This is a genomic window from Gordonia sp. i37 (genome assembly GCF_002043085.1).
Taxonomy (GTDB): Bacteria; Actinomycetota; Actinomycetes; order Mycobacteriales; family Mycobacteriaceae; genus Gordonia; species Gordonia polyisoprenivorans.
In genome coordinates this window covers 1-19,467 of sequence record NZ_MVPX01000314.1, presented here as the reverse complement: position 1 = coordinate 19,467, position 19,467 = coordinate 1, and the positions used below count along the sequence as shown (strand labels likewise).

At 68.0% G+C, this 19,467-nt stretch carries 18 protein-coding genes and 1 pseudogene; 9 read left to right on the top strand and 10 right to left on the bottom strand.

Going from position 1 to position 19,467, the window contains the following annotated elements:
- A partial coding sequence (locus B1964_RS15385; RefSeq protein ID WP_079930383.1) for an HNH endonuclease signature motif containing protein occupies positions 1-1,238 on the top strand: 1,238 nt, incomplete at its 5' end.
- A gap of 153 nt (positions 1,239-1,391) precedes the next feature.
- Here B1964_RS15385 and B1964_RS15380 read toward each other — a convergent pair.
- Genes B1964_RS15380 through B1964_RS15365 form a run of 4 tightly spaced genes read right to left on the bottom strand, consistent with a single transcriptional unit; the run spans position 1,392 to position 5,416 of the window.
- A complete protein-coding gene (locus B1964_RS15380) occupies positions 1,392-2,720 on the bottom strand; it encodes a diacylglycerol kinase family protein (protein WP_079930382.1) in 1,329 nt (442 codons plus the stop codon).
- Positions 2,717-3,073 (bottom strand): HNH endonuclease signature motif containing protein, encoded by a 357-nt coding sequence (locus tag B1964_RS15375; protein ID WP_079930381.1) that lies wholly within the window; start codon positions 3,071-3,073, stop codon positions 2,717-2,719. Before B1964_RS15375 ends, B1964_RS15380 begins: the two co-directional genes overlap by 4 nt.
- A 28-nt stretch (positions 3,074-3,101) precedes the next feature.
- Positions 3,102-4,166: a 2Fe-2S iron-sulfur cluster-binding protein gene (locus tag B1964_RS15370; protein WP_079930380.1), complete on the bottom strand. Its 1,065-nt coding sequence runs from the start codon at positions 4,164-4,166 to the stop codon at positions 3,102-3,104.
- A gap of 5 nt (positions 4,167-4,171) precedes the next feature.
- A complete protein-coding gene (locus B1964_RS15365) occupies positions 4,172-5,416 on the bottom strand; it encodes a cytochrome P450 (protein ID WP_079930379.1) in 1,245 nt (414 codons plus the stop codon).
- A 214-nt stretch (positions 5,417-5,630) separates the two neighbouring features.
- Here B1964_RS15365 and B1964_RS15360 point away from each other — a divergent pair, with 214 nt between their 5' ends.
- From B1964_RS15360 to B1964_RS15350, 3 genes are all read left to right on the top strand, one after another.
- Positions 5,631-6,608 (top strand): AraC family transcriptional regulator, encoded by a 978-nt coding sequence (locus B1964_RS15360; RefSeq protein WP_020170684.1) that lies wholly within the window; start codon positions 5,631-5,633, stop codon positions 6,606-6,608.
- A 115-nt stretch (positions 6,609-6,723) separates the two neighbouring features.
- The gene (locus B1964_RS15355; protein WP_006367696.1) at positions 6,724-7,965 is read left to right on the top strand and encodes an acyl-CoA dehydrogenase family protein; all 1,242 of its coding nucleotides are present in this window, start codon (positions 6,724-6,726) and stop codon (positions 7,963-7,965) included.
- Between the two features lie 20 nt (positions 7,966-7,985).
- The gene (locus tag B1964_RS15350; protein ID WP_079930378.1) at positions 7,986-9,131 is read left to right on the top strand and encodes an acyl-CoA dehydrogenase family protein; all 1,146 of its coding nucleotides are present in this window, start codon (positions 7,986-7,988) and stop codon (positions 9,129-9,131) included.
- Here B1964_RS15350 and B1964_RS15345 read toward each other — a convergent pair.
- Positions 9,095-10,192 carry an oxygenase MpaB family protein gene (locus tag B1964_RS15345; protein ID WP_172398852.1) on the bottom strand — a complete coding sequence of 366 codons (1,098 nt, stop codon included), beginning with the start codon at positions 10,190-10,192 and terminating at the stop codon, positions 9,095-9,097. The genes B1964_RS15350 and B1964_RS15345 overlap by 37 nt on opposite strands.
- 128 nt (positions 10,193-10,320) lie before the next feature.
- Here B1964_RS15345 and B1964_RS15340 point away from each other — a divergent pair, with 128 nt between their 5' ends.
- Positions 10,321-10,953 carry a TetR/AcrR family transcriptional regulator gene (locus B1964_RS15340; RefSeq protein ID WP_020170687.1) on the top strand — a complete coding sequence of 211 codons (633 nt, stop codon included), beginning with the start codon at positions 10,321-10,323 and terminating at the stop codon, positions 10,951-10,953.
- Here the strand turns inward: B1964_RS15340 and B1964_RS15335 are convergent.
- From B1964_RS15335 to B1964_RS15320, 4 genes are all read right to left on the bottom strand, one after another.
- Positions 10,875-11,948 carry a hypothetical protein gene (locus tag B1964_RS15335; RefSeq protein ID WP_253194014.1) on the bottom strand — a complete coding sequence of 358 codons (1,074 nt, stop codon included), beginning with the start codon at positions 11,946-11,948 and terminating at the stop codon, positions 10,875-10,877. The two genes, B1964_RS15340 and B1964_RS15335, sit on opposite strands and share 79 nt — an antisense overlap.
- A 64-nt stretch (positions 11,949-12,012) precedes the next feature.
- Positions 12,013-13,497: a trypsin-like peptidase domain-containing protein gene (locus B1964_RS15330; protein WP_253194013.1), complete on the bottom strand. Its 1,485-nt coding sequence runs from the start codon at positions 13,495-13,497 to the stop codon at positions 12,013-12,015.
- Positions 13,498-13,633: 136 nt separating this feature from the next.
- The gene (locus B1964_RS15325) at positions 13,634-14,434 is read right to left on the bottom strand and encodes an ABC transporter permease (protein WP_014360651.1); all 801 of its coding nucleotides are present in this window, start codon (positions 14,432-14,434) and stop codon (positions 13,634-13,636) included.
- Positions 14,434-15,354: an ATP-binding cassette domain-containing protein gene (locus B1964_RS15320; protein WP_020170690.1), complete on the bottom strand. Its 921-nt coding sequence runs from the start codon at positions 15,352-15,354 to the stop codon at positions 14,434-14,436. The genes B1964_RS15325 and B1964_RS15320 overlap by 1 nt, the downstream gene beginning before the upstream one ends.
- Before the next feature lie 124 nt (positions 15,355-15,478).
- Between B1964_RS15320 and B1964_RS15315 the strand changes: the two genes are divergently transcribed.
- Both B1964_RS15315 and B1964_RS15310 read left to right on the top strand, forming a co-directional pair.
- Complete coding sequence (locus tag B1964_RS15315; protein ID WP_079930374.1) at positions 15,479-16,681, top strand: histidine kinase; 1,203 nt, start codon at positions 15,479-15,481, stop codon at positions 16,679-16,681.
- Positions 16,682-16,715: 34 nt separating this feature from the next.
- Positions 16,716-17,369, top strand: a complete 654-nt coding sequence (locus B1964_RS15310) for a response regulator transcription factor (protein WP_020170691.1) — start codon at positions 16,716-16,718, stop codon at positions 17,367-17,369.
- 8 nt (positions 17,370-17,377) lie between these two features.
- Here the strand turns inward: B1964_RS15310 and B1964_RS15305 are convergent, their stop codons facing one another.
- Positions 17,378-18,646, bottom strand: a complete 1,269-nt coding sequence (locus tag B1964_RS15305; RefSeq protein ID WP_079930373.1) for a multidrug effflux MFS transporter — start codon at positions 18,644-18,646, stop codon at positions 17,378-17,380.
- Between the two features lie 22 nt (positions 18,647-18,668).
- On the opposite strand from B1964_RS15305, the gene B1964_RS15300 reads away from it, so the two are divergent.
- A complete protein-coding gene (locus B1964_RS15300) occupies positions 18,669-19,157 on the top strand; it encodes a MarR family winged helix-turn-helix transcriptional regulator (protein ID WP_014360646.1) in 489 nt (162 codons plus the stop codon).
- 113 nt (positions 19,158-19,270) lie between these two features.
- Positions 19,271-19,467 (top strand): annotated as a pseudogene (locus B1964_RS15295) (hypothetical protein); the annotation flags it as partial.

Here is a 19,467-nt window from a genome sequence, read left to right as displayed (position 1 = left end):
CCACCGACAGCGACAGCGTCGACACCGGTGACGAGTCCGGTGACAACGAGGAGATGACGTTCGAAGAGATCGTCCTGGACTACGGATCCCGCGCCACCACCGATCCGGTGCTGGCGCAACAGCTCGACGCTGCGTTGATTTCAATGAACCCCGACAGTGTCACCGAGGAACGCGAAGACATCGCCGACCTGGTGGGACACGTGACCATCACCTCCGATGTTGCCGGGCACTCCTCTCTGGGTGCGGTTGTTCCCGCCCATTACGGGGTGTTTCTCACGACGCAGATCAACGCGCTCATCGATGAACGGACCTGCCGCAAGGACACCCGCCGCGTGGGATCGCTGCGGGTGATCGCACTTGGTGAGATCACCGGCGTCCCGGGGGCGCACCTCGACTGTGAATGCGGACAAGATGATTGCCCGAAACGAGGTGGTGGCACCGACAGCAACGGGTCGGCCGAAACACCCTCTGACGCCGAGGACGCGGCAGAGTGGGACAACTTGCTCCCCGAACCCGCTGACGCGGATGCGCCTGAAGTCGAGGACATCGAAGCTTCCAGTGCGCCGGCCCCTTCCAATGCGCGGGCACAGGAACCTGTCGATGTGGTGGAGCCGGTCGTCGAACCCGACATCCCCGATCCCATGGATGAGCCGACGCCGGAGGAGGTGCCGGTGGCGTTCGGGCGGGCCTTGGTGGTGCCCGGGGCACCTGTGTTGACGGTGTTGAAGGATCCGGACGGGATTCTCGTGCCCCGGTTGCAGGGGTACGGGCCGATCGACCGCGACTACGCCACCACCCTGTCCGAGGTCGCGAAGACCATCCATTACCCCGAATCCGCCCGTGCCGCGGGACCACTCATCCCGCAGATTTCCGACCGGCCGCAAGCCCCGCCGGCGGATCCGACCGGACACGGTGGTCACACCGTGCCGCCACCTGGGGCATTGACGTATGCACCCAGCGCCGCGTTGCGCGCTGAGGTGTTGGCCAATGATGCGTGGTGCCGGTTTCCGTTCTGCGGGAGGCCGTCACACCTGTGCGACCTCGACCATTGGCGGCCGTTCAACCACACCGACCCCGAGGCCGGGGGCTGGACGGTGCTCAGTGATCTGATCCCGCTGTGTCGGGCTGATCATCAACGCAAGCATCTCGCGGAGTGGGTGCCGACGCTCTACACCGATCGGCGGGTGGAGTGGCGGAGTCGGCGGAGTGGGCAGGTGATTGTCACCTATCCGCGGTGACGGTCGCTTTTGCTGTGGGGTGGAACCAGCTGTGACTCAACGGGACGCGAGGCTCCTCGCTGGCGCTCGTCGCACCTCGACCACCAGACAAAGGACACCTCGACCATCGGGGGTAAGAAGGGCGTCATCGGGGGCGAGGTCCTCGACAGGTGATCAGCCGGGCGGCCGTCCCGCCGCGATCTGCACGAGGGCCCGGACACTGACGTCGCGGGCGCGGCGGCGGGATTCGGCGAGCGGATTGTCGGAGGGCACGAGTAGACGTAAACCCTTGTGGTGGCTGCGGAATCGCAGCGGCGTGGTGAGTTCGAGGGCTTCTCCGTCGACGCCCGCATAGGCGGTACCGCCAGCCGAGGAGACCTCGAAGGTCGGGGTGGTGAACTCGTGCCAGTGCGGGCTGGTCTTACGCAACCCGACGGCCGACAGGGCGACCAGTGTGGCCGCTTCGGCGCCGGTCCGCGGCGACACGGCGACGACGCCGAGGAGGCCGGTATCCATCCGTCGTCGTTCACCGGCGTCGAGAAGCGCGCCGGAGTACGGGTTGTTGGATACCAGGATCAGGAACGCGCCGTCCTCCGCAGTGCCGTCGGCCGAGGTGAATTGCAGGTCGAAGGGTTCTGCGGTGTTGCCGAGGAGTTCGGGCAGCAGCGCCGCGGTGGTTTGTGTCTTGTCGTCGCGGTAGGAGTCCTGCTGCACGATCGTTGCGTACACGCCGAGCGAGACGTTGTTGACGAACAGACGTCCGTTGACGGTGGCGTAATCGACGCGGCGGATCACGCCGTCGGTGAAGGCTCGCACGTTGCGCCGCGGGTCGGACCGATCGAGCCCGAGATCCAGGGCGAAATGGTTGCGGGTGCCCGCGCTGACGCAGACGAACGGCAGGTCGTGCTCGATCGCGATGGCGGCGACGAGCGCCTGCGAACCGTCACCGCCGGCCATCCCCAGACAGTCCGCGCCGCGTGCCACCGCGTCGCGTGCGAGTTGTTCGAGGTCGTCGTCGGGTCCCAGGACGACGGTCTCGACACCGATCCGGTGTGCTGCCTCGACGAGTTCGAACCGATCGACCTTGCCGCCACCGGATTTCGGGTTGCAGATCAGAACCGGATGCCGGGGCCGCCACGGCGCGTGCATCAGATCCAGCTCGTGCAGATGCGGCGTCAGGGCGTAACGGGCCGAGACGACGGCGATCACCCCGAGCGCGACGGCGGCGAACAGGTGCACGACAAAAGCGCCGGAATCAACGACGGCCAGCACCAACGCACTGATGAGCGCTGCGACCCCGAGCACCCCGACACCGATACCGACGCCGCGTCGGACCCCGCGTTCGGTGATCGCCCACCATGCGCCGAGGGCTGCGACGGCCAGACCCGCCACGCCGAGCACGAAATGCAGACCGCTGTTGACCAGGAACACCAGGATCGCCACCAGGAGTCCGGCCGCGGCCAGCAACGCGACGACGGCACTGATCCGTCGCTGACGGCTCACGGGGAGTCGGGGTCGGCGGTGATCAGAGCGCAGATCTCGGCGTAGCGCAGCAGAAAGCGCTTCTCGTCGAGACGTTTGCGGCGCATCCACGAGGTGACCTCAGTGTTGCACTTACCCGCGTTGCACGACCGGCAGCTCGGCACCACGTTACCGGCGGTGTACCGGCCGCCCCGGGAAATGGCGAGAACGCAATCCTTCTGTAGCGCAACGCCATCAGCCTCGCAGTAGGCGCATCCACCCCACAGCGAGACCAACTGCTCCCACTGCTCGGCGGTGAGGTCATGGGTGACCGCGTCCATTCGGCGCCGACGACGTTTCGCGTAGCGGCGGGCACGGGTGCGGTTGGCGGGCACGACGATCAGGGTAGGCCATCACCCGGTCTCATGCGCTGAGGCCGGCCGGCACGATCCCGCTCGGGGTGTACTTCTCGCGCCGGATGTTGCGCGCGGGCATGCGCCGGCGTTTGCATGCCTTCACCCCGGCGTCCACCATCGCCGGCGGTCCACACAGGTAGGCGACGTACCCGCGCAGCGATGCGAAGTCGTCGAGCACCGCGTCACCCACGTAGCCGGTACGCCCGACCCACTCGGATCGGCTCAGACACGGGACATAGGTGAGCCCGCGGTGGCGCTCGGCCAGCTCTTGCCAGAACTGCTGATGGTAGAGGTCGGCCTCGTGGCGGACCCCGTGGTACAGATGGATCTCGCGGTCGGGATCGTCGGTGAGAGCCTGCGCCGCAATCGATGTCAGAGGTGCCAGACCGGTGCCGCCCGCGAGCAACAGCATCGGCGTCTCGGGCTCGTCGGCACCGGGCTCGTACGCGAAGTCACCCCACGGACCGCGCATCTCGAGTTCGTGGCCGACATCGAGACCGCCGAAGATCCACCCGTCGGTCGCCACACCACCGGGGACCCGGCGGATCTGGAACTCCAGCCTGCTCGCCGACGCCGGTGGATTGGCCATCGAGTACTGACGCCACTCTCCGGTGCCCGGAACCGCGATCTCCATGTACTGGCCGGCCGAGAAGTCCAGTGGCTCATCGATATCCACGAGCACGGTGACCGTGTCGTGGGCCACGGTCTCGATGCCGTGCACGGTCCCGGCCACATCGCGCAGTCGGTGCCGAGGGCCGGTCTGTTCGGGCGCTTCCACCTCGATCGTGGTGTCCGAGCGCGGACGCGACTGACACGCCAGGACGAATCCACGCGCCTGATCGTCGGCGCCGAGCACCGTCTCCGGGACCTCGGGAGCATCGACGGTGCCCGAACACAAGCGCACCTTGCATGTTCCGCACGTCCCCTGATTGCACGAATTGGGCAGATAGACGCCGTTACGCAGGAAGGCGTCGAGCAGTGGCTGATCTTCAGCGCAGGTCACGCTCGCCGACGCGGCACCCACGACGTCGACGCGATGGGCTTGCGAGCCGGTCGTATCGGAAACAGCCATCGCCCTCACGCCTCCCACGTGACGTGCAGCGAGGTTGGTCCGCGGAACCCCCAGCCCCAGAACTCGACGTCGGAATCGGTGTCGCGCTCCAGGTTCGGAATCGATTCGAAGAGTTCCTCCAGACCGATCCGGCACACCTGATTGGCGAAATAGATCCCCGCACACGCATGATTACCGGCCCCGAAAGCCAAGTGCGGCAACGGTGGACGGGTGATGTCGTACTCCGAGGGTGCGGTGTACACAGCGGTGTCGTGGTTGGCCGAGCCGTAGGACATGAGCACGACGGTGCCCGCGGGCAGCGCCACCCCGGCGACCTCGACGTCGGCGGTGCTGATGCGCGCGGTGGCCGACCAGATCGGCGAAGTCCAGCGCATCCCCTCGGAGATGGCCCGGGGGATCAGTCCGGGTTCGTCGACGACCTGCTCCATCTGATCCGGTCGGGTGAACAATCCGACCAGCGTGGAAGCCATCGCGTGACCGGGCTCCTGCATGGCGCCGAGCAGGTAGACGAACAGGGTCGGGTAGATGTAGTCGCGGTCGCGGGTCTGCCCGTCGGGCATGCCGTCGTGCAACCAGTGGGAGATGGCGCTGTCGTCGGGGTGGGTGATCCAGCGGTCGATCATCGGGTCGACGATCGCGCGGATCTCGGCCTTGGCCTCATCACCCTCGTCGAAGCCTTCGGGGTTGGTGAACTCGCCGTTCTCGTCGACGCCGGCATTGGTGAACGACCGGGACAGCTTGTGGAACCACTCGCGCAGTGTGTCCGAGCCGACCTCGCGCAGTCCGAGGAGGTCGCCGAGCGCCCGCACACTGACCGGTTCGCAGTACTGGGCGACGAGTTCGGCGTGGCCGTCGTCCTCGAACGTCTCGAGGAACCGGCGTGCGATCGGCCGGACCAGATCATCGATCCACCGATCGACCTCTTGCGGCTGCAATGCCGGATCGACCATCGACCGCAGGTCGTCGTGGATTTCCCCGTTGACGCCGATGACCGCGGGGTGCCCGAAGGTCCGCCCGCCGGCCTTGGTGATGATCGCCTCGAAGTGCTCGCTGGTGGCGATCTCCCGGCAGATGTCGGTCGTGGTGGCGACGTACGAGCCGAGGACGGGGATGTAGGCCAACGGGCGCTCGGCACGTAGCCGCTCGTACACCGGGTACGGGTTGCGCTCGAGCTCGGTGATGGTGATCTCGTCGATCCAGCTCGGTGACGGAGTGGGGTCGGACGGGGTGGGTGTTTCGGTGATCGTCATGGCGTACTCCTCTGGTCGGTGGCAGGCGATCGGAACTGCTCTGGCCGGAGACGGTAGGGCCGATCGGGACCGGCCTCGACACCGATTGCGCGGGGGAGACACCGAATGCGCGATGAGGTTGTGATCGATATCGCATCAGGTGGCCGATGTGAGGTAGACAAGATCCAGGCCGGCGCAGCCCGCCGGCCGGGCCGACGAAAGAACCGCCACCCGAATGTTCACCGAACACACGTCCACCGGGCACTCGTCAACCGGGCACGGGGCACCGGATGGGGAGACCCGGGACTGGGACGCCGCGCACCGTGCCGTCGCCGATGCGTACTTCCCGCACGAACTCACCGACCTCGACGGCACCGGAGACGTCGCGCTGTCACTGCGGACCGTCGAACTCGGCGGCGTGACGATCGGTCGACTGACCTGGGGTACCGACGTCGCGATCACCTGCGCCTATCCGGGGGCCTACGAGGTCAACATCCCGATGTCGGGACGACTGCACTCCCGACACGAAACGCGTGAGGTGGTCTCGACCCCCGGACGAGCGACGGTCTTCGTCGCCGACCGCGAGTCGCAGATCACCCGGTGGACCGCTGACTGCGACGTGATCGGCGTCAAGTTCGATGCCGATCACCTCGAACGCGAAGCCGACCGCATCCACGTCGGTGCCGTACGCCGACGCCTCGTCCTGCCCGACCAGATCGACGTCGCGACCGACGCCGGGCGATCGTGGCTCGACCTCGTCGCGGCGTTGTCCGCCCAACATCGCGAACCCGTCGACCTGCTCGCCAATCCACTGGTCGGGCCGCAACTGGCGGGCGCGGTGACCGCGGCGTTCCTGCTCACGGTGGCGCCCGATCCCGTCGACGCGGCACATCCACTGCGACCGCGCACCGTCAAACGGGTCCTCGACGCCCTGCACGCCGACCCGGCGCGACCGTGGACACTCGCCGAGATGGCAGCGCTCGCGCAGACCAGCGTGCGTCGTCTGCAGGAGGCCTTCGCCGAATACGTCGGCGCGACGCCGACCGCGGCCTTGCGTGACATCCGATTGGCGCACGCGCACAACGACATCGAGAGCGGAGCGGGCACGATCTCCGACATCGCGGCGCGGTGGGGCTTCAGCAGCGCGAGCCGCTTCGCCGCGGCCTATCGTCGGCGGTACGGGGATCGGCCGTCGGAAGTGCTGCGCAGGTGACCGCGCGCCGACGGCAATTGCGGAACGATCGGCGAGCCCCCGATGTGTGGATACAGTGACCTGTGTCGTACATTGAAGCAGATCATATATTTGATACAGACAGAGGTGCACACCGATGGACATGACCTGGTCGGATGACGACATCGCCTTTCGCGACGAGGTGCGTGAGTTCCTCGACGCCGAACTGACCCCGGAGCTGCGCGCCGCCGGTCGACTGCGCACCAGCGTGTACACCGATCACGAGGCGTCGATGGAGTGGCAGGCGATCCTGCACAAGCGTGGATGGGCCGCGCCGGCGTGGCCGGTCGAGCACGGCGGCTGCGACTGGTCGCTGACCCAGCACTACATCTTCAGCCGCGAATCGGTGCTGGCCGGTGCGCCCGCGCTGTCCCCCATGGGAATCCGCATGGTCGCCCACGCGATCATCGCCTTCGGCACCCCCGAGCAGAAGGCGTTCTACCTGCCCGGCATCCTCACCGGCGACGTCTTCTTCTGTCAGGGCTACTCCGAACCGGAATCCGGCAGCGACCTCGCGTCGCTGTCGATGTCGGCGGTCTCCGACGGAGACGATCTGGTGTGCACCGGCAGCAAGATCTGGACAACCCATGCCGCCGAGGCCAATTGGATGTTCTGCCTGGTCCGTACCTCACGCACCGGCAAGAAACAGGAGGGCATCACCTTCCTGCTGATCGACATGACCTCCCCGGGCATCGAGGTGCAGCCGCTGGTGATGGCCTCGGGCGAGCAGGTCCAGGCGCAGGTGTTCTTCGACGAGGTGCGGGTGCCCAAGAAGAACGTCCTCGGCGCGATCGACGACGGCTGGACGGTCGCGAAGTATCTGCTGGTGTTCGAGCGCGGTGGTGGCGCGGCCGCGCCGGCACTACAGGTGATGGTGGAAAACCTCACCGATCACGCGTCGACGGTCACCGGGCCGTCGGGGGTGCCGCTGGCCGATGAGCCGGCGTTCGCCGCCAAGCTCGCCGATCTGCGCACGCGCGCAAAGGTTCTCGAGGTGCTCGAATATCGCGCGCTCGCGGAGATGAGTGCCGGACGCAACCCGGGCGCGATCTCGTCGATGCTCAAGATCCTCTCGACCGAGCTGAGCCAGCAGATCACCACCCTCGGCGTGGAGGCGGCGGGCCCCCGCGGACGGGCATATCAGCCGCACGCCGCCGCACCGGGCGGGCCGATCGCCGACTTCGTGCCGCCGGCCGACGGATACGTCAGCGGGCAGGCGTGGCAGGCGGTGGCGCCGCTGCTCTACCTCAACGACCGCGCCGGCTCGATCTACGCGGGCAGCAACGAGATCCAGCGCAATATCCTCGCCAAGGCCGCTCTGGGCCTGCCCCAGTACTGACCGGAAAGGTTTCGCCCACAATGGATTTCGATCTCACCGCCGAACAGCAACTGCTCTCCGACGGGCTCACCCGCTTTCTCGATTCCCGCTACGACCTCACCGAGAGCCGCAAGGTCGCCAAGGTCGGTGACGGATGGCAACCACAGATCTGGCGCGCCTTTGCCGACGAACTCGGCGTCATCGGTGCGTGCCTGCCCTCGACGGTCGGCGGTGACGACGGAGGCCCCGAGGAGCTGATGGTCGTCACCGAGGCGCTCGGCCGCGCCCTCGTCGTCGAACCGTTCGTCGATACGGTGGTCCTCGGCGCCGGCCTGCTCGCGCGTACCGGACACGACGGCGCACTCGAGGTCGCGCGGTCGGTGACCGCGGGCGAGACCCTCGTGGCCACCGCCGCACTCGAGGACACCTCGGGCGGACGGCTGCACCACGTGACCACCCGCGCCGAGGAGTCCGACGGCGGCTGGGTTCTCCACGGCGCCAAGGCCGTTGTCACCACCGCCCCGATCGCCGACCAGCTGATCCTCACCGCGCGGATCGCCGGCAGCGACGACGACCGCGACGGCATCGGCCTGTTCCTGATCCCGCTCGGCGACGCGACGCCGGCCGGGCTGACCCAGCACGAGTTCCGCACCGTCGACGACCGCCGTGCCGCGGACCTCACCCTCGACGGCGTGCAGGTGGGCGGCGACGCATTGATCGCCCGCGGTGCCGACGCGCTCGCGCTACTCGAACGCGCATGGGACACCGCCACCGCCGCGGTGGTCTCCGAAGCGGTCGGGCTGATGCGCAAGGTGCTCGCCGACACCGTTGCCTACACCACCCAGCGTCAGCAGTTCGGGCGTCCGCTCGCCGGCTTCCAGGCATTGGCGCACCGCATGGTCGACATGTACATCGAACTCGAACAGGCGGTTGCCGCACAGTATCTGGCGATCCTGTCGCTCGACGCCGAACCCGCCGAGCGGGCTGCGGCGGTGTCGGCGGCCAAGGCCACGATCAGCCGGGCCGCACGATTCATCGGCCAGAACTCGGTGCAGCTGCACGGCGGGATGGGCATGACCGAGGAACTCGCGATCGGACACTACTTCCGGCGACTGACCGTCATCGAGTACGAATTCGGTTCGGCCGACGCTCATCTGGCGAGGGTCGAGAAACTCGCCCGGGCCTGAGCGAACTCGGCCTCGATCTCGGCCCGACCCAGCGCCGGGTCGGTGCCGGGCACATGTGTCGGCTCGGTGTGGGCGGCGCTCGTCCCGCCGGCCACCCGGCGGCGGGCCGCGGTGAACTCCGGAAGCTCGCCGATGCCGGCGTGGGCGGCATTGAGCAGTGACCACACCGCGCTGCGCCGGGCGCGGCGCTCGACGGGATGGGGTGGGGAATACATGACCAGTTGCGCCGCCCACCGGGGCAGGGTGTCGCGAATCGCCCAGTCGACCGCAGCCGCAGCGGGATTGGGCACGTTGGTGCCGGTCGCCATCGCCGCCCCGTAGGTCACCGCCAGGCGCGGCAGATACGACCGCAGGCACTCGAGGGTCTCGGCCTTGGTGGTCGGGAGGTCGGTGCCCCCGAGCGCATGACCGACCCGGATGAACTCGCCGTAATAGCGATCGAGGTCGGCACCGCGCAGCGGCCGCGGATGGTAGATCTCGTGTGCCGTCGCCAATCCCCACACCACGGTGGCGTAATTCCAGCGCAACCACTCAGGATCGTCGGCGTCGTAGGTGGCGCCGTCGGGACGAGTGCCCTTGATCGTGTGATGCATGGCGCGGACCGTGCGCGCCAGTCGTTCGGCGGTCTCGGTGCTGCCGTAGGCGGTACCGATGAAGAAGGCGACCGAGTGTCCCAAGCGAACGGATGCACCCTCGGGATCGATCCGGGGCAGTGCGGCCGGGTCGTCGGAGCGTTCCACCAGCCGGGAGTGGTGCATCCCCATCCAGTAGATGCTCGGGTCGAGGCGCTCCAGATAAGACGCGCACTGCAACCCGAAGACGAGGGCAGGCGTGTGCGAGTGGACATACCAGGTGGCGCTGTCCGGACCGAACCATCCCGGATCGCCGGCCGGCTCCTCGAACTCCATGCCCCGGAAGAACTTTGCGCGGATGTTCGCGTCGAAGAAGCCGGTGAGCCAGTCGCCGACCCACTGGTGCGGCAGGGTCGGCAACGGCAGGGTCGGCAGCGGCAGTGATCCCAGGCCGCTGCGGGGCAGCCTGATCGCGGACGGAGTCTTCATCGTCTCTCCCTGCGCTCGTGGTGGTGCGCGACCGGACAATTTCTGGCCACGCATGTGCCCAGACTACGGTCTGGTCACACCTGTGACCAGACCTTTCGTGATCTCGCCACGCGCCGTACGGTGAGACGATGTCGAACACGACCCGATGGGCCGGGGTCTCGTTGAGCGATCGGCGTACCGAACGACGGGCGCTGCTGATCGCCGCGGCCTACGACCTGCTGGGTACCGACCTGCTCGGTCACGACCCGTCGGCGCTGTCGGTGCGGGCGCTGTGCCGCGCGAGCGGCCTCAACTCCCGCTACTTCTACGAGAGTTTCGCCGACGTCGACGAGTTACTCGGCGAGCTCTACGACGAGGTTGCCGCCGACCTCGCGGGTGTGGTCGCCGCGGCGATCGAGTGCGCCGGCCGATCGGTGCGATCGCGCACCGCGGCGGGTATCCGCGCCGTGCTCGGTCATGCCGGCGACGATCCACGGCGCGGCGCGATCCTGTTCACCCATGCCCGCGCCAACCCGGTGCTCGCCGCCCGTCGCGTGGCGACCGAGGAACTCCTCATGTCGTCCGTCCTGGCCGAAACCGTTCGGCGCCAAGGGGATCGGACGTCACGTCCGAGGGCCGATCAGGTCGGGGCGGTGATGTTCGCCGGTGCGATGGCCGAGCTGGCACGGCAGTGGCTGGGCGGTCATCTGGGGTCGGATCTCGACGTCGTCGTCGACGCGGCGACCGCCTTCGTCCTGCGATCGGCACCCGCCCGTACCTGATCGGTGGTGGGGGTCGCGAGCACCTCGCGCAGCAGCATCACACGCACCGGTGCGAGGCCGGCCACCGACACCGCGATCACGGTCAACGAAATCCACAGCAGCGCACCGCTGGCCAGCAGCAACAACTGCAGTGTCCAGGACGGGGCGGTCAGCGATTCCGACGCCAGCTGGCGTGCCCACAGGCGCCAATAGATCATCAGATTCACCGTGAGCCCGACGACGTAGGAGATGCCGAACGACACCAGATACGGACGCCACGTTCCGTCGCGAAGCCGCGCCGAGAGCGATTCGTGTCGCAGCGGCGCGACCACGGAGAGCACGTTGCCCACACCGAGCCAGACGAGCACCATGACGACGAACTGGTCGATCATCGCCGCGAGGTCGAGATCGGTGGTGACGGCGAGGTAGGCGAGGATGGGTACGGCCGCTATCGCGACCCCTATCAGGATCATCAGGTTCTTGGCGACCAGGATTCGCCACAGACGTTCGCCGGCCCGGATGTCGGTCCACACCCGTGCGGCGTCGAAGCACAAGGCGTTGGTGCACACCACACTCCCGACGACGCCACCGAAGACATACAGGGTCAGCGACCCGGCCTTCTCGTAGGTCGCCCATCCCACCGATCGATAGACGACCACCAACGACAGGCTGATCGCGAGGGTGATGACCACGCGGATCAGCACCGCGTGCGGTCGGGCGCGCAGCGCTCGCGCCACCTCGTTCGCGGTGCGCCGCAACAGCGCTCGGGTGGCGGTGACGACGAGTCGGACGGTCTCCCGGCGATCACTGGAGCGGGCGGGTGAGGAGTCGGAGAGCGCGTCGTCGGCGTAGGTGAGATCCAGACGTGCGCGCCGTATCGCGTCGTCGGCGAGTTGGAACCGCAGTGCGTCATCGGGTTCCGAGACGGCGGCCAACTGCTCGGCCAAGCGCGCCGCGTCGGTGGCCAGAGCGGCGATCTCGGTGGACAGCGAGTCCCCGGTGGCGCTGGAGTTCATGCCGACCATCTGATCACCCGGACCCACCGGGGTGCACGGCAGGCCGTCGAATCGGATGTGGGGATCAGGGGAAGGGCAGGCCTCCCGTGCCGCCGCCGGTGCCACCGTTTCCGTTGCCGTTGCTGGGCACCGTGGTCTGCGCATTGTCCACGGCACTGCCGAGTTTCACGGTGACCGTGTGTTCCTGGCCGCCGCTGGACACGGTGATGGGTACCGTCGAGCCGGGTTCGTGGGTGAGGATCTGGGCCATCAGGTCGGCGTAGCTGGTCACACGTTGATCGCCCACCTTGGTGATGACGTCACCGGATTTGATGCCGGCGGCCGCGGCCGCACCGTCCCCGCTCACCGTGGTCACCTGGGCGCCCTCGACGTCGGCGGCGTTGGTTTCGGCCAGCGAACCGGTCACCCCCAGCACGGGCTTGGTCGCGTGGCCGTCGGCAAGCAACTCGTTGGCGACGCGCCGAGCCGTGTTGATGGGGATGGCGAAACCCAGACCGAAGGCCTGGACGCCGCCCTGGGATGCCTGGCCGGTGTCGACCGCCGAGTTCACCCCGATCACCTGGCCGGACAGATTGACCAGCGGCCCACCGGAGTTGCCGGGATTGATCGGCGTATCGGTCTGGAGTCCGTTGTAGACCGCGACCTGCGAACCCTGCTCATCGCCTGCGGTCACGGTGCGCGAGAGATTGCTGATGATGCCGGAGGTCACCGTGTTGGACAGATTCTCCGGGCTGCCGACCGCGACGACCTGCTGCCCGACCTGCAGGCCGTCCGAATTGCCGAGTGTTGCCGGGGTCAACCCGGACGCGTTCTGCAGTTTGATCACCGCCAGGTCGTAGGACGGTGAGGTACCCACGACCGAGGCCTGGTAGGTCTTCTGGTCGGCGGTGGTGACCTGGATCGCCGAGGTGCCACCAGCTCCGGCGATCACGTGGTTGTTGGTCAGGATGTAGCCGTCGGGGGAGAGCACGATGCCACTGCCGACCGCGGTGCCCTGGCTGCCGGCGACCTCGATGTCGGCGGTGAACTTCGACGCCGCCTGCGCGGCATAAGTGATGGAACCCGGCTGGGCGGGGGCGGCTGTGGTCGCGGCCGGGGTGGCGAGTTGGGGTGCCGCCGAGGTGCTGTGATCGACGAGCGCGCTTCCGCCGAGAGCGACTGCGCCGCCGAGCAATCCCGCGATGACCGCCGTCGCGATGATCGGTTTCATCGACGACCGACGTGCGGTGGCTCCGGCGGGTATCGGCGTGATGGTGGAGGGGCCGGCGGGGTAGTGGCCACCCGGGTGGTGCCCAGAAGGCTCGTATCCTCCGGTCGCGTACGGGCCGGACGGAGGTGGGGTGTAGCCGGGGGTCGGGCCCCACCCTCCGGCGGGCTGCCCGTACGGGTGCGTTCCCCCGGTGGTCGGGGGCGGCGGACTCACCGGCGCGGTCGGCGTCCCGGGAGAGGTCGGATACTGATGCGAATCCTGCTGGGTGCCCGAGATTTCCGTTCCGTCGGGAGTGCTCTCGCCCGGAACGTGGTTGTCGGGATGGCGATCTGTGGTCACCAGACCACGTTGCCCAAGGTCACTGAGAGCAATCCGAGAGGATTGTGTGGAATTGGCTGTCATTCACTGTCGAGGCGCCCACCGTTGTCGGTGGGCGCCTCGACGTCCCGATGTACCGATGTGGCGGCCGCTGCGGCTACTTCACCTCACCGCGCAGGATGCGCAGCACGCCGAAGAACAGCGGGATACCGATCCACACGATTCCGGAGACGACGAGCTTGGCCCATTCGCCACCGCTCGCCCACTGCTCGGATTGGAAGGGCGCGTTGGTCATTCCGGTGTCGACCCAGGCTCCGAGATGGTCGTGGAACCACGGCACCAGCTGGCTGACGAGGGTCAGCGCGGTCGGCAGCACGAAGTAGGCGACGATCGCGCCGGGAGTGTTCAGGATGAGCGCGGCGAAGCCGAATCCGAGGAGCAGCCCGAACAGTTGCAGCACAAAGGAGTTCACCAGTCCCGCAGCGGTGAACGACCATGCTCCGGCCGGATCGGCGAAGGCGAGACCGGCGATCACGTTGCCCACCGCCCCGAGCGCGAGGGCGAGGCCGACGGCGATCACCGAGGCGATCAGTGCGGTCAGTAGTTTCGCGACGATGATCCGTTCGCGACGCGGTTCCATCGTGAACGTCGTCAACGCCGAGCGCTGACTCCATTCACCGGTGACCAACAGGATTGCCATCACCGGCAGGATGATGCCCAGCGGGATGTTCATCATGCCGAAGAACTGGCCGAAGGTGAGGTTGGTCAGACTGTTGCGGTTGGCGATCAGCATCGCCACCACGACGACCACCGACAGCACGCCGATGGATGCGGCCAACCAGAATCCGGCGCGGGTGTCGACGAGTTTGCGGAGTTCGACCCGGACCAGGCGGGTCATCGGAATGCCGGCGGTGCGCGTCGGCGCGGACGCGGCCGGGGCAACGGTGAGGGTGGTCATCAGAATGCTCCTGCGGTCATCGGTTGTTCGCGTTGGGTGGAGGCGGTCAGTTCGAGGAACATCTCCTCGAGTTTGGCGCCGTCGCCGGCACGCAACTCCGTGAGCACGATGGCGTTCGCCGCGGCGACCCGCCCCACCTCCTCGGGGGCGGCGTCGGTGGACAGTCCGCCGCCGGACTGCGGCTGCGCGCTGATGCCCGAGGCGTCGAGCGCGTCGGCGAGGGCCCGGTCGTCGAGCGAGCGCACCGTGGTTCCGGTGCCTGCGAGCAACTCGGCCTTGGTGCCCTGCGCGACGATGCGTCCGTTGCCGATGACGACGAGGTCGTCGGCGACGATCTCGATCTCGTGCAGCAGATGCGAGGACAGCAACACGGTGCCGCCACGATCGGCGTAGCCGCGCAGCAGGCTGCGCATCCAGTGGATGCCCGCCGGGTCGAGGCCGTTGGCGGGTTCGTCGAGGATCAACACCCGCGGATCGCCCATGAGCGCGTTGGCGATTCCGAGTCGCTGCCGCATACCGAGGGAATAGTTGCGGACCCGCCGGCCGGCTTCCTGCGGTGTCAGGCTGACCAGTTCGAGCATCTCATCGACCCGGGTGCGGGGCACCCCGATGGTCATCGCGGTCAGGCGCAGGATCTCCTCGCCGGTGCGTCCGGCGTGCTGTGCGGACGCGTCGAGGAGTACGCCGACCTCGGTGGCGGGATTGGGGATGTCGCGATAGGCCTGCCCGTCGATCGTCACCGAGCCCGACGTCGCCGGGGTCAGTCCGGTCATCACCCGCATGGTGGTGGACTTGCCCGCTCCGTTCGGTCCGAGGAAGCCGGTCACCTGCCCCGGGCGGCACGCGAAGGACACGTTGTCGACGGCGACGTACTCGCCGTAGCGTTTGCTGAGGTTCTCCACTGTGATCATGGAGATCATCGTTGCCGCACCGGGCGGGTGTGCACATCGGGCGCGAGGATGGACCCGATCTACGACGAAAGTCTGATACTGCCTGGCCGTCGGGTGCAGGCGGCTGGGGGATCACCCCCACTACGGTGAGGGGGTGCGTCCCGAGGATTATCAGCCGCCGCTGAATTGGTGGAGCCATACGTGGCGTCTGCTGCTGATGCTGGCGATCTCCGCGGTGGCGATGATCGGGCGCACCGATCATGTGGGCGCTCATGTGATCTGGTGGCTGACCCTCGATCTGGCCCTCGGTGTGATGTGCTTCGTCGCGACCTGGTGGCGCCGAACCCATCCGGTTCTGGTGTGTACGTTGACCAACCTGGCCGCAATGGTGTCGGTCAGTTCCTCGGGAGCCGGGGCGTTGGCGCTGGTCTCGTTGTCCACTCGACGGCGGTGGCGTGAGATCGCGCCGCAGATCGTGCTGGGAATCGCGTGTAGCGCGGTCGCAGACGAGTTCGTCTATCGACCCGATCCGAGTGAGTCACCGTTGGTGCGATACTCGTTCATCGTCGCGATCACCGCGGTACTGGTGGCGTGGGGTATGTACATCGGGTCGCGGCGCGAACTGCTCGCGAGTTGGCGCTCGCGGGCCATGCTGGCCGAGCAGGAGCAGCAGGCGAAGGTCGCCCAGGCCCGATCGGTCGAGCGGGCGCGGATCGCGCGGGAGATGCATGACGTTCTGGCGCACCGTATCTCGACGGTGAGCATGTATGCCGGGGCGTTGGCCTACCGTGCCGATCTGACGCCGGAGCAGGTGCACGACACCGCGTCGACGATCGAGGAGAACTCGCGACTGGCCCTCACCGAATTACGCGAGGTACTCGGGGTGCTGCGCGAGGGCCCCGGTGATGCCGACCCGGAACAGCCGCAGGCCGGCCGCGACGACGTGGACGACCTCGTCGAGCAGAGCCGCGCGGCGGGTATGCGCGTCAGCTATGTGCGCACCGACGACCTGCAGACGGTCGCGACCACCACCGCACGGACCCTGTATCGCTGTCTGCAGGAGGGTTTGACCAACGCACGCAAGCACGCACCGGCGTCGGCGGTGACCGTGCGCGTCGAACCCGGACGCTCGGGCGGGATCGACCTGCTGGTGGCCAATCCGCTGCCGATCGGCGACCGGTCACCGACGCTGCCGCCGTCGGGTCTGGGGCTGATCGGGTTGGGCGAACGTGTGGAGTTGAGCGGTGGACGGTACTCGACGACCCGCACCGACGACGGGATGTTCATCCTGCACGTCTGGCTGCCGCCGGCCGTGACGACCAGAGACGACCCGACCAGAGACGACCCGAGAACATGATGATCAGGGTGACGGAGACACGAGGAGGTGGCCGGTGGTCGCACGGGTGATGATCGTCGACGACGACCCGTTGGTGCGGTCGGGACTGAAGTTGCTGCTCGGCGGCGAACCGGGCTTGTCGATAGCCGCGGAGGCGGCCAACGGCAGCGCGGCGCTCGACGCGCACCGCAGCGACCCGGTCGATCTGGTGTTGATGGATCTGCGGATGCCGGTGATGGACGGGATCGCGGCCACCACCGCCCTGAAGGCTGCCGAGCCGGCTCCCGCGGTCATCGTGCTGACGACCTTCGACGCCGACGACTACGTGGTGCGGGCACTGGCGGTCGGTGCCGACGGATTCCTGTTGAAGGACACACCACCGCAGGAGATCGTGGCGGCCATCGGCAACGTCCTCGAGGGACAGCCCGCGCTGAGTCCATCGGTGACCGCGGCGCTGATCAAACAGGTCGTCGACTCCGGGCAGCGGTCGGGGTCGGCCGTGGCCCGCGAGGGCATCGCGCGACTGACCGAGCGGGAACGCGAGGTGGCGATCGCGTTGGCCAAGGGAGCGTCGAATGCCGAGATCGGAACCGAGCTCTACATGAGTGTGGCCACCGTCAAGGCGCACATCTCGCACATCTTCAGCAAACTCGGCGCCGCCAATCGTGTGCAGGTGGCGATCGCCGTCCACGACGCCGGTTTGGTCTGAACCCCTTCTCACACAGCCTGTTCGACCATGTGCGGCGGCTCGGCCGCTGCGCCGGCGACGAGGAACGCGCACACCGCGATCGCCGCGCAGGCCAGCATGACGATCGCCAGGGGTCCGGCGGTCTCCGGTCCGGCGATGCTCACCAAGGGCGACACCAGCGCACCGAGCCCGAACTGCAGGGCGCCCAGTACCGCCGATGCGGCGCCGGCGTTGGTGCCGACGGACGACATGGCCAGGGCGGTGGCGTTGCCGAAGACCAGGCCCAGGCTCGAGACCATCACGAACAACGGCGCCGCCAGCCAGGCCGGCGGTGCGCCGGTCACCACCAGTACCGCGAAACCGATGGTGGCGGTGGACATCACGGTGATCCCGACTGCGACGAGCCCGCGGACCGCGCGGGTGGCGACCAGACGCGCGGCCAGAGCGCTGACGGCCATCAGGCCCGCCGCGTTGACCCCGAACGCCAGCCCGTACACGCCGCTGGAGAGCCCCATCATGTCCTGATAGACGAACGGCGACGCCGAGATGTAGGCCATCATCACCGCGAAGGAGAACGCGAAAGTGCCGCTGTAGCCCAGGAATCCGAGCCGGCGCAGCTCGCGGGTCGATCCCGGGTGGTCGGCGCGGCGGCGTACGAGCCGGCGATCTCGGGGCAGGGTCTCGGTGATAACGCAGGCGATCGAGACGAGCATGACGACCGAGATCGCGAGGACCACACCGAGGATTCCGCGCCACCCGATCGGATCGACGAGGAACCCGCCGAGCAGCGGCGCGAGCACCGGCGCCACCCCGCCGACGATCATCATCAGCGAGAACGCCCGGGCGGCTGCGCGCCCGCTCGCGAGGTCGGAGATGATCGCGCGGCCGATCACCATGCCCGCAGCACCACCGAATCCCTGCAGGAACCGGGCGGCGACGAGCACACCGACCGTGGGGGCGAGCGCGGCGAGCACGCCGGAGGCCACACACAGCAGTGCCCCGGCCAGCAGTGGACCCCGACGGCCGAATCGATCCGAGAGTGGACCGAAGGCGAGCTGGCCGGCGGTGATACCGATCAGGAAGGCGGTGAGCGTCAACTGGATTGCGGTCGCCCCGGTGCCCAGATCGCCGGTCATCTCCGGGAAGGCCGGCAGATACAGGTCGGTGGCGAACGGAGCCACCGCCGACAGCAGGGCCAGGACGAGCAGGACCGGTCGGGTGACACCGGGGTGGGTGAGGTCGGGTTGGGTGATGCCGCTGTGTTCGGCTGCGATCCCGGGTGGTGTCGACGACGTCATATGGTTATGGGAACATATCCATATGCCGCCTGTCGAACGCACACCGAGGTCACGAGCAGCACTCCTCGTCGAGATCGCCGACGTGGTGCTGCGAGTGGCACGCGAGGTCGAGCCCCGCGGACCGCACGGTCCGTCCGGCGTGGTGCCTCTCAACGGCAGCGAGGCCGCGGTGATGCGGTGGGTGCACCGTCACCCCGGCGGCACCCCGGCTCAGGGTGCCACCGCAACAAGGTTGCAGCGCAGCAACTTCAGCGTCGCCATGCGCTCCCTCGAGGACAAGGCGATGATCGTCCGGGAACCCGATCCCGGCGATGCCCGCTCGGTGCGGCTGTATCCGACCGACCTCGCCCTCGACAGCATCGCCCGACTCCACGAGTTCTGGGCACACACGATGTCCGCGGCCCTGGAGGCGGAGACGTCGGCCGGTGCGCAGCCGATCGAGCTCGACCGGCTGCGGACCACCCTCGAGGTGCTCTGCGCACTCGACGAGGGATTGCCGCGGGCGCGGTGATCGAATCCATCGCGGTCATCGAACCGATCGCGGTGGCGAAGTCGGGACCCGCTCGCCACACTGGAGACCACAGCGCCTGACGCCGATGACAGGCCACGACGGAAGGCCCAACGATGGCTGGTCACAACGAGAACTTCGGATTCGATCCCGAGGACTTCGATCGCTTCGCCCGGGAGGCCGCCGACGGTTTGCGCCAGGTTTTCGGGCGCTTCGTCTCCGAGCCGGCGGCGTCGAGTGTGTTCTCGACGTTCGTCGATGCCACCTCTGGCCGCCGCACCAAGCCGGAACCGCCCACGGCGGGGGAGGGCGG

What these genes read in the sequence shown, in the direction of transcription:
- B1964_RS15325 (WP_014360651.1), bottom strand. Translation starts at nt 14,434, where the DNA reads ATGACCACCCTCACCGTTGCCCCGGCCGCGTCCGCGCCGACGCGCACC.
- B1964_RS15340 (WP_020170687.1), top strand. Translation starts at nt 10,321, where the DNA reads ATGTCGAACACGACCCGATGGGCCGGGGTCTCGTTGAGCGATCGGCGT.
- B1964_RS15345 (WP_172398852.1), bottom strand. Translation starts at nt 10,192, where the DNA reads ATGAAGACTCCGTCCGCGATCAGGCTGCCCCGCAGCGGCCTGGGATCA.
- B1964_RS15305 (WP_079930373.1), bottom strand. Translation starts at nt 18,646, where the DNA reads ATGACGTCGTCGACACCACCCGGGATCGCAGCCGAACACAGCGGCATC.
- B1964_RS15350 (WP_079930378.1), top strand. Translation starts at nt 7,986, where the DNA reads ATGGATTTCGATCTCACCGCCGAACAGCAACTGCTCTCCGACGGGCTC.
- B1964_RS15335 (WP_253194014.1), bottom strand. Translation starts at nt 11,948, where the DNA reads ATGAACTCCAGCGCCACCGGGGACTCGCTGTCCACCGAGATCGCCGCT.
- B1964_RS15360 (WP_020170684.1), top strand. Translation starts at nt 5,631, where the DNA reads ATGTTCACCGAACACACGTCCACCGGGCACTCGTCAACCGGGCACGGG.
- B1964_RS15370 (WP_079930380.1), bottom strand. Translation starts at nt 4,166, where the DNA reads ATGGCTGTTTCCGATACGACCGGCTCGCAAGCCCATCGCGTCGACGTC.
- B1964_RS15355 (WP_006367696.1), top strand. Translation starts at nt 6,724, where the DNA reads ATGGACATGACCTGGTCGGATGACGACATCGCCTTTCGCGACGAGGTG.
- B1964_RS15320 (WP_020170690.1), bottom strand. Translation starts at nt 15,354, where the DNA reads ATGATCTCCATGATCACAGTGGAGAACCTCAGCAAACGCTACGGCGAG.
- B1964_RS15365 (WP_079930379.1), bottom strand. Translation starts at nt 5,416, where the DNA reads ATGACGATCACCGAAACACCCACCCCGTCCGACCCCACTCCGTCACCG.
- B1964_RS15300 (WP_014360646.1), top strand. Translation starts at nt 18,669, where the DNA reads ATGCCGCCTGTCGAACGCACACCGAGGTCACGAGCAGCACTCCTCGTC.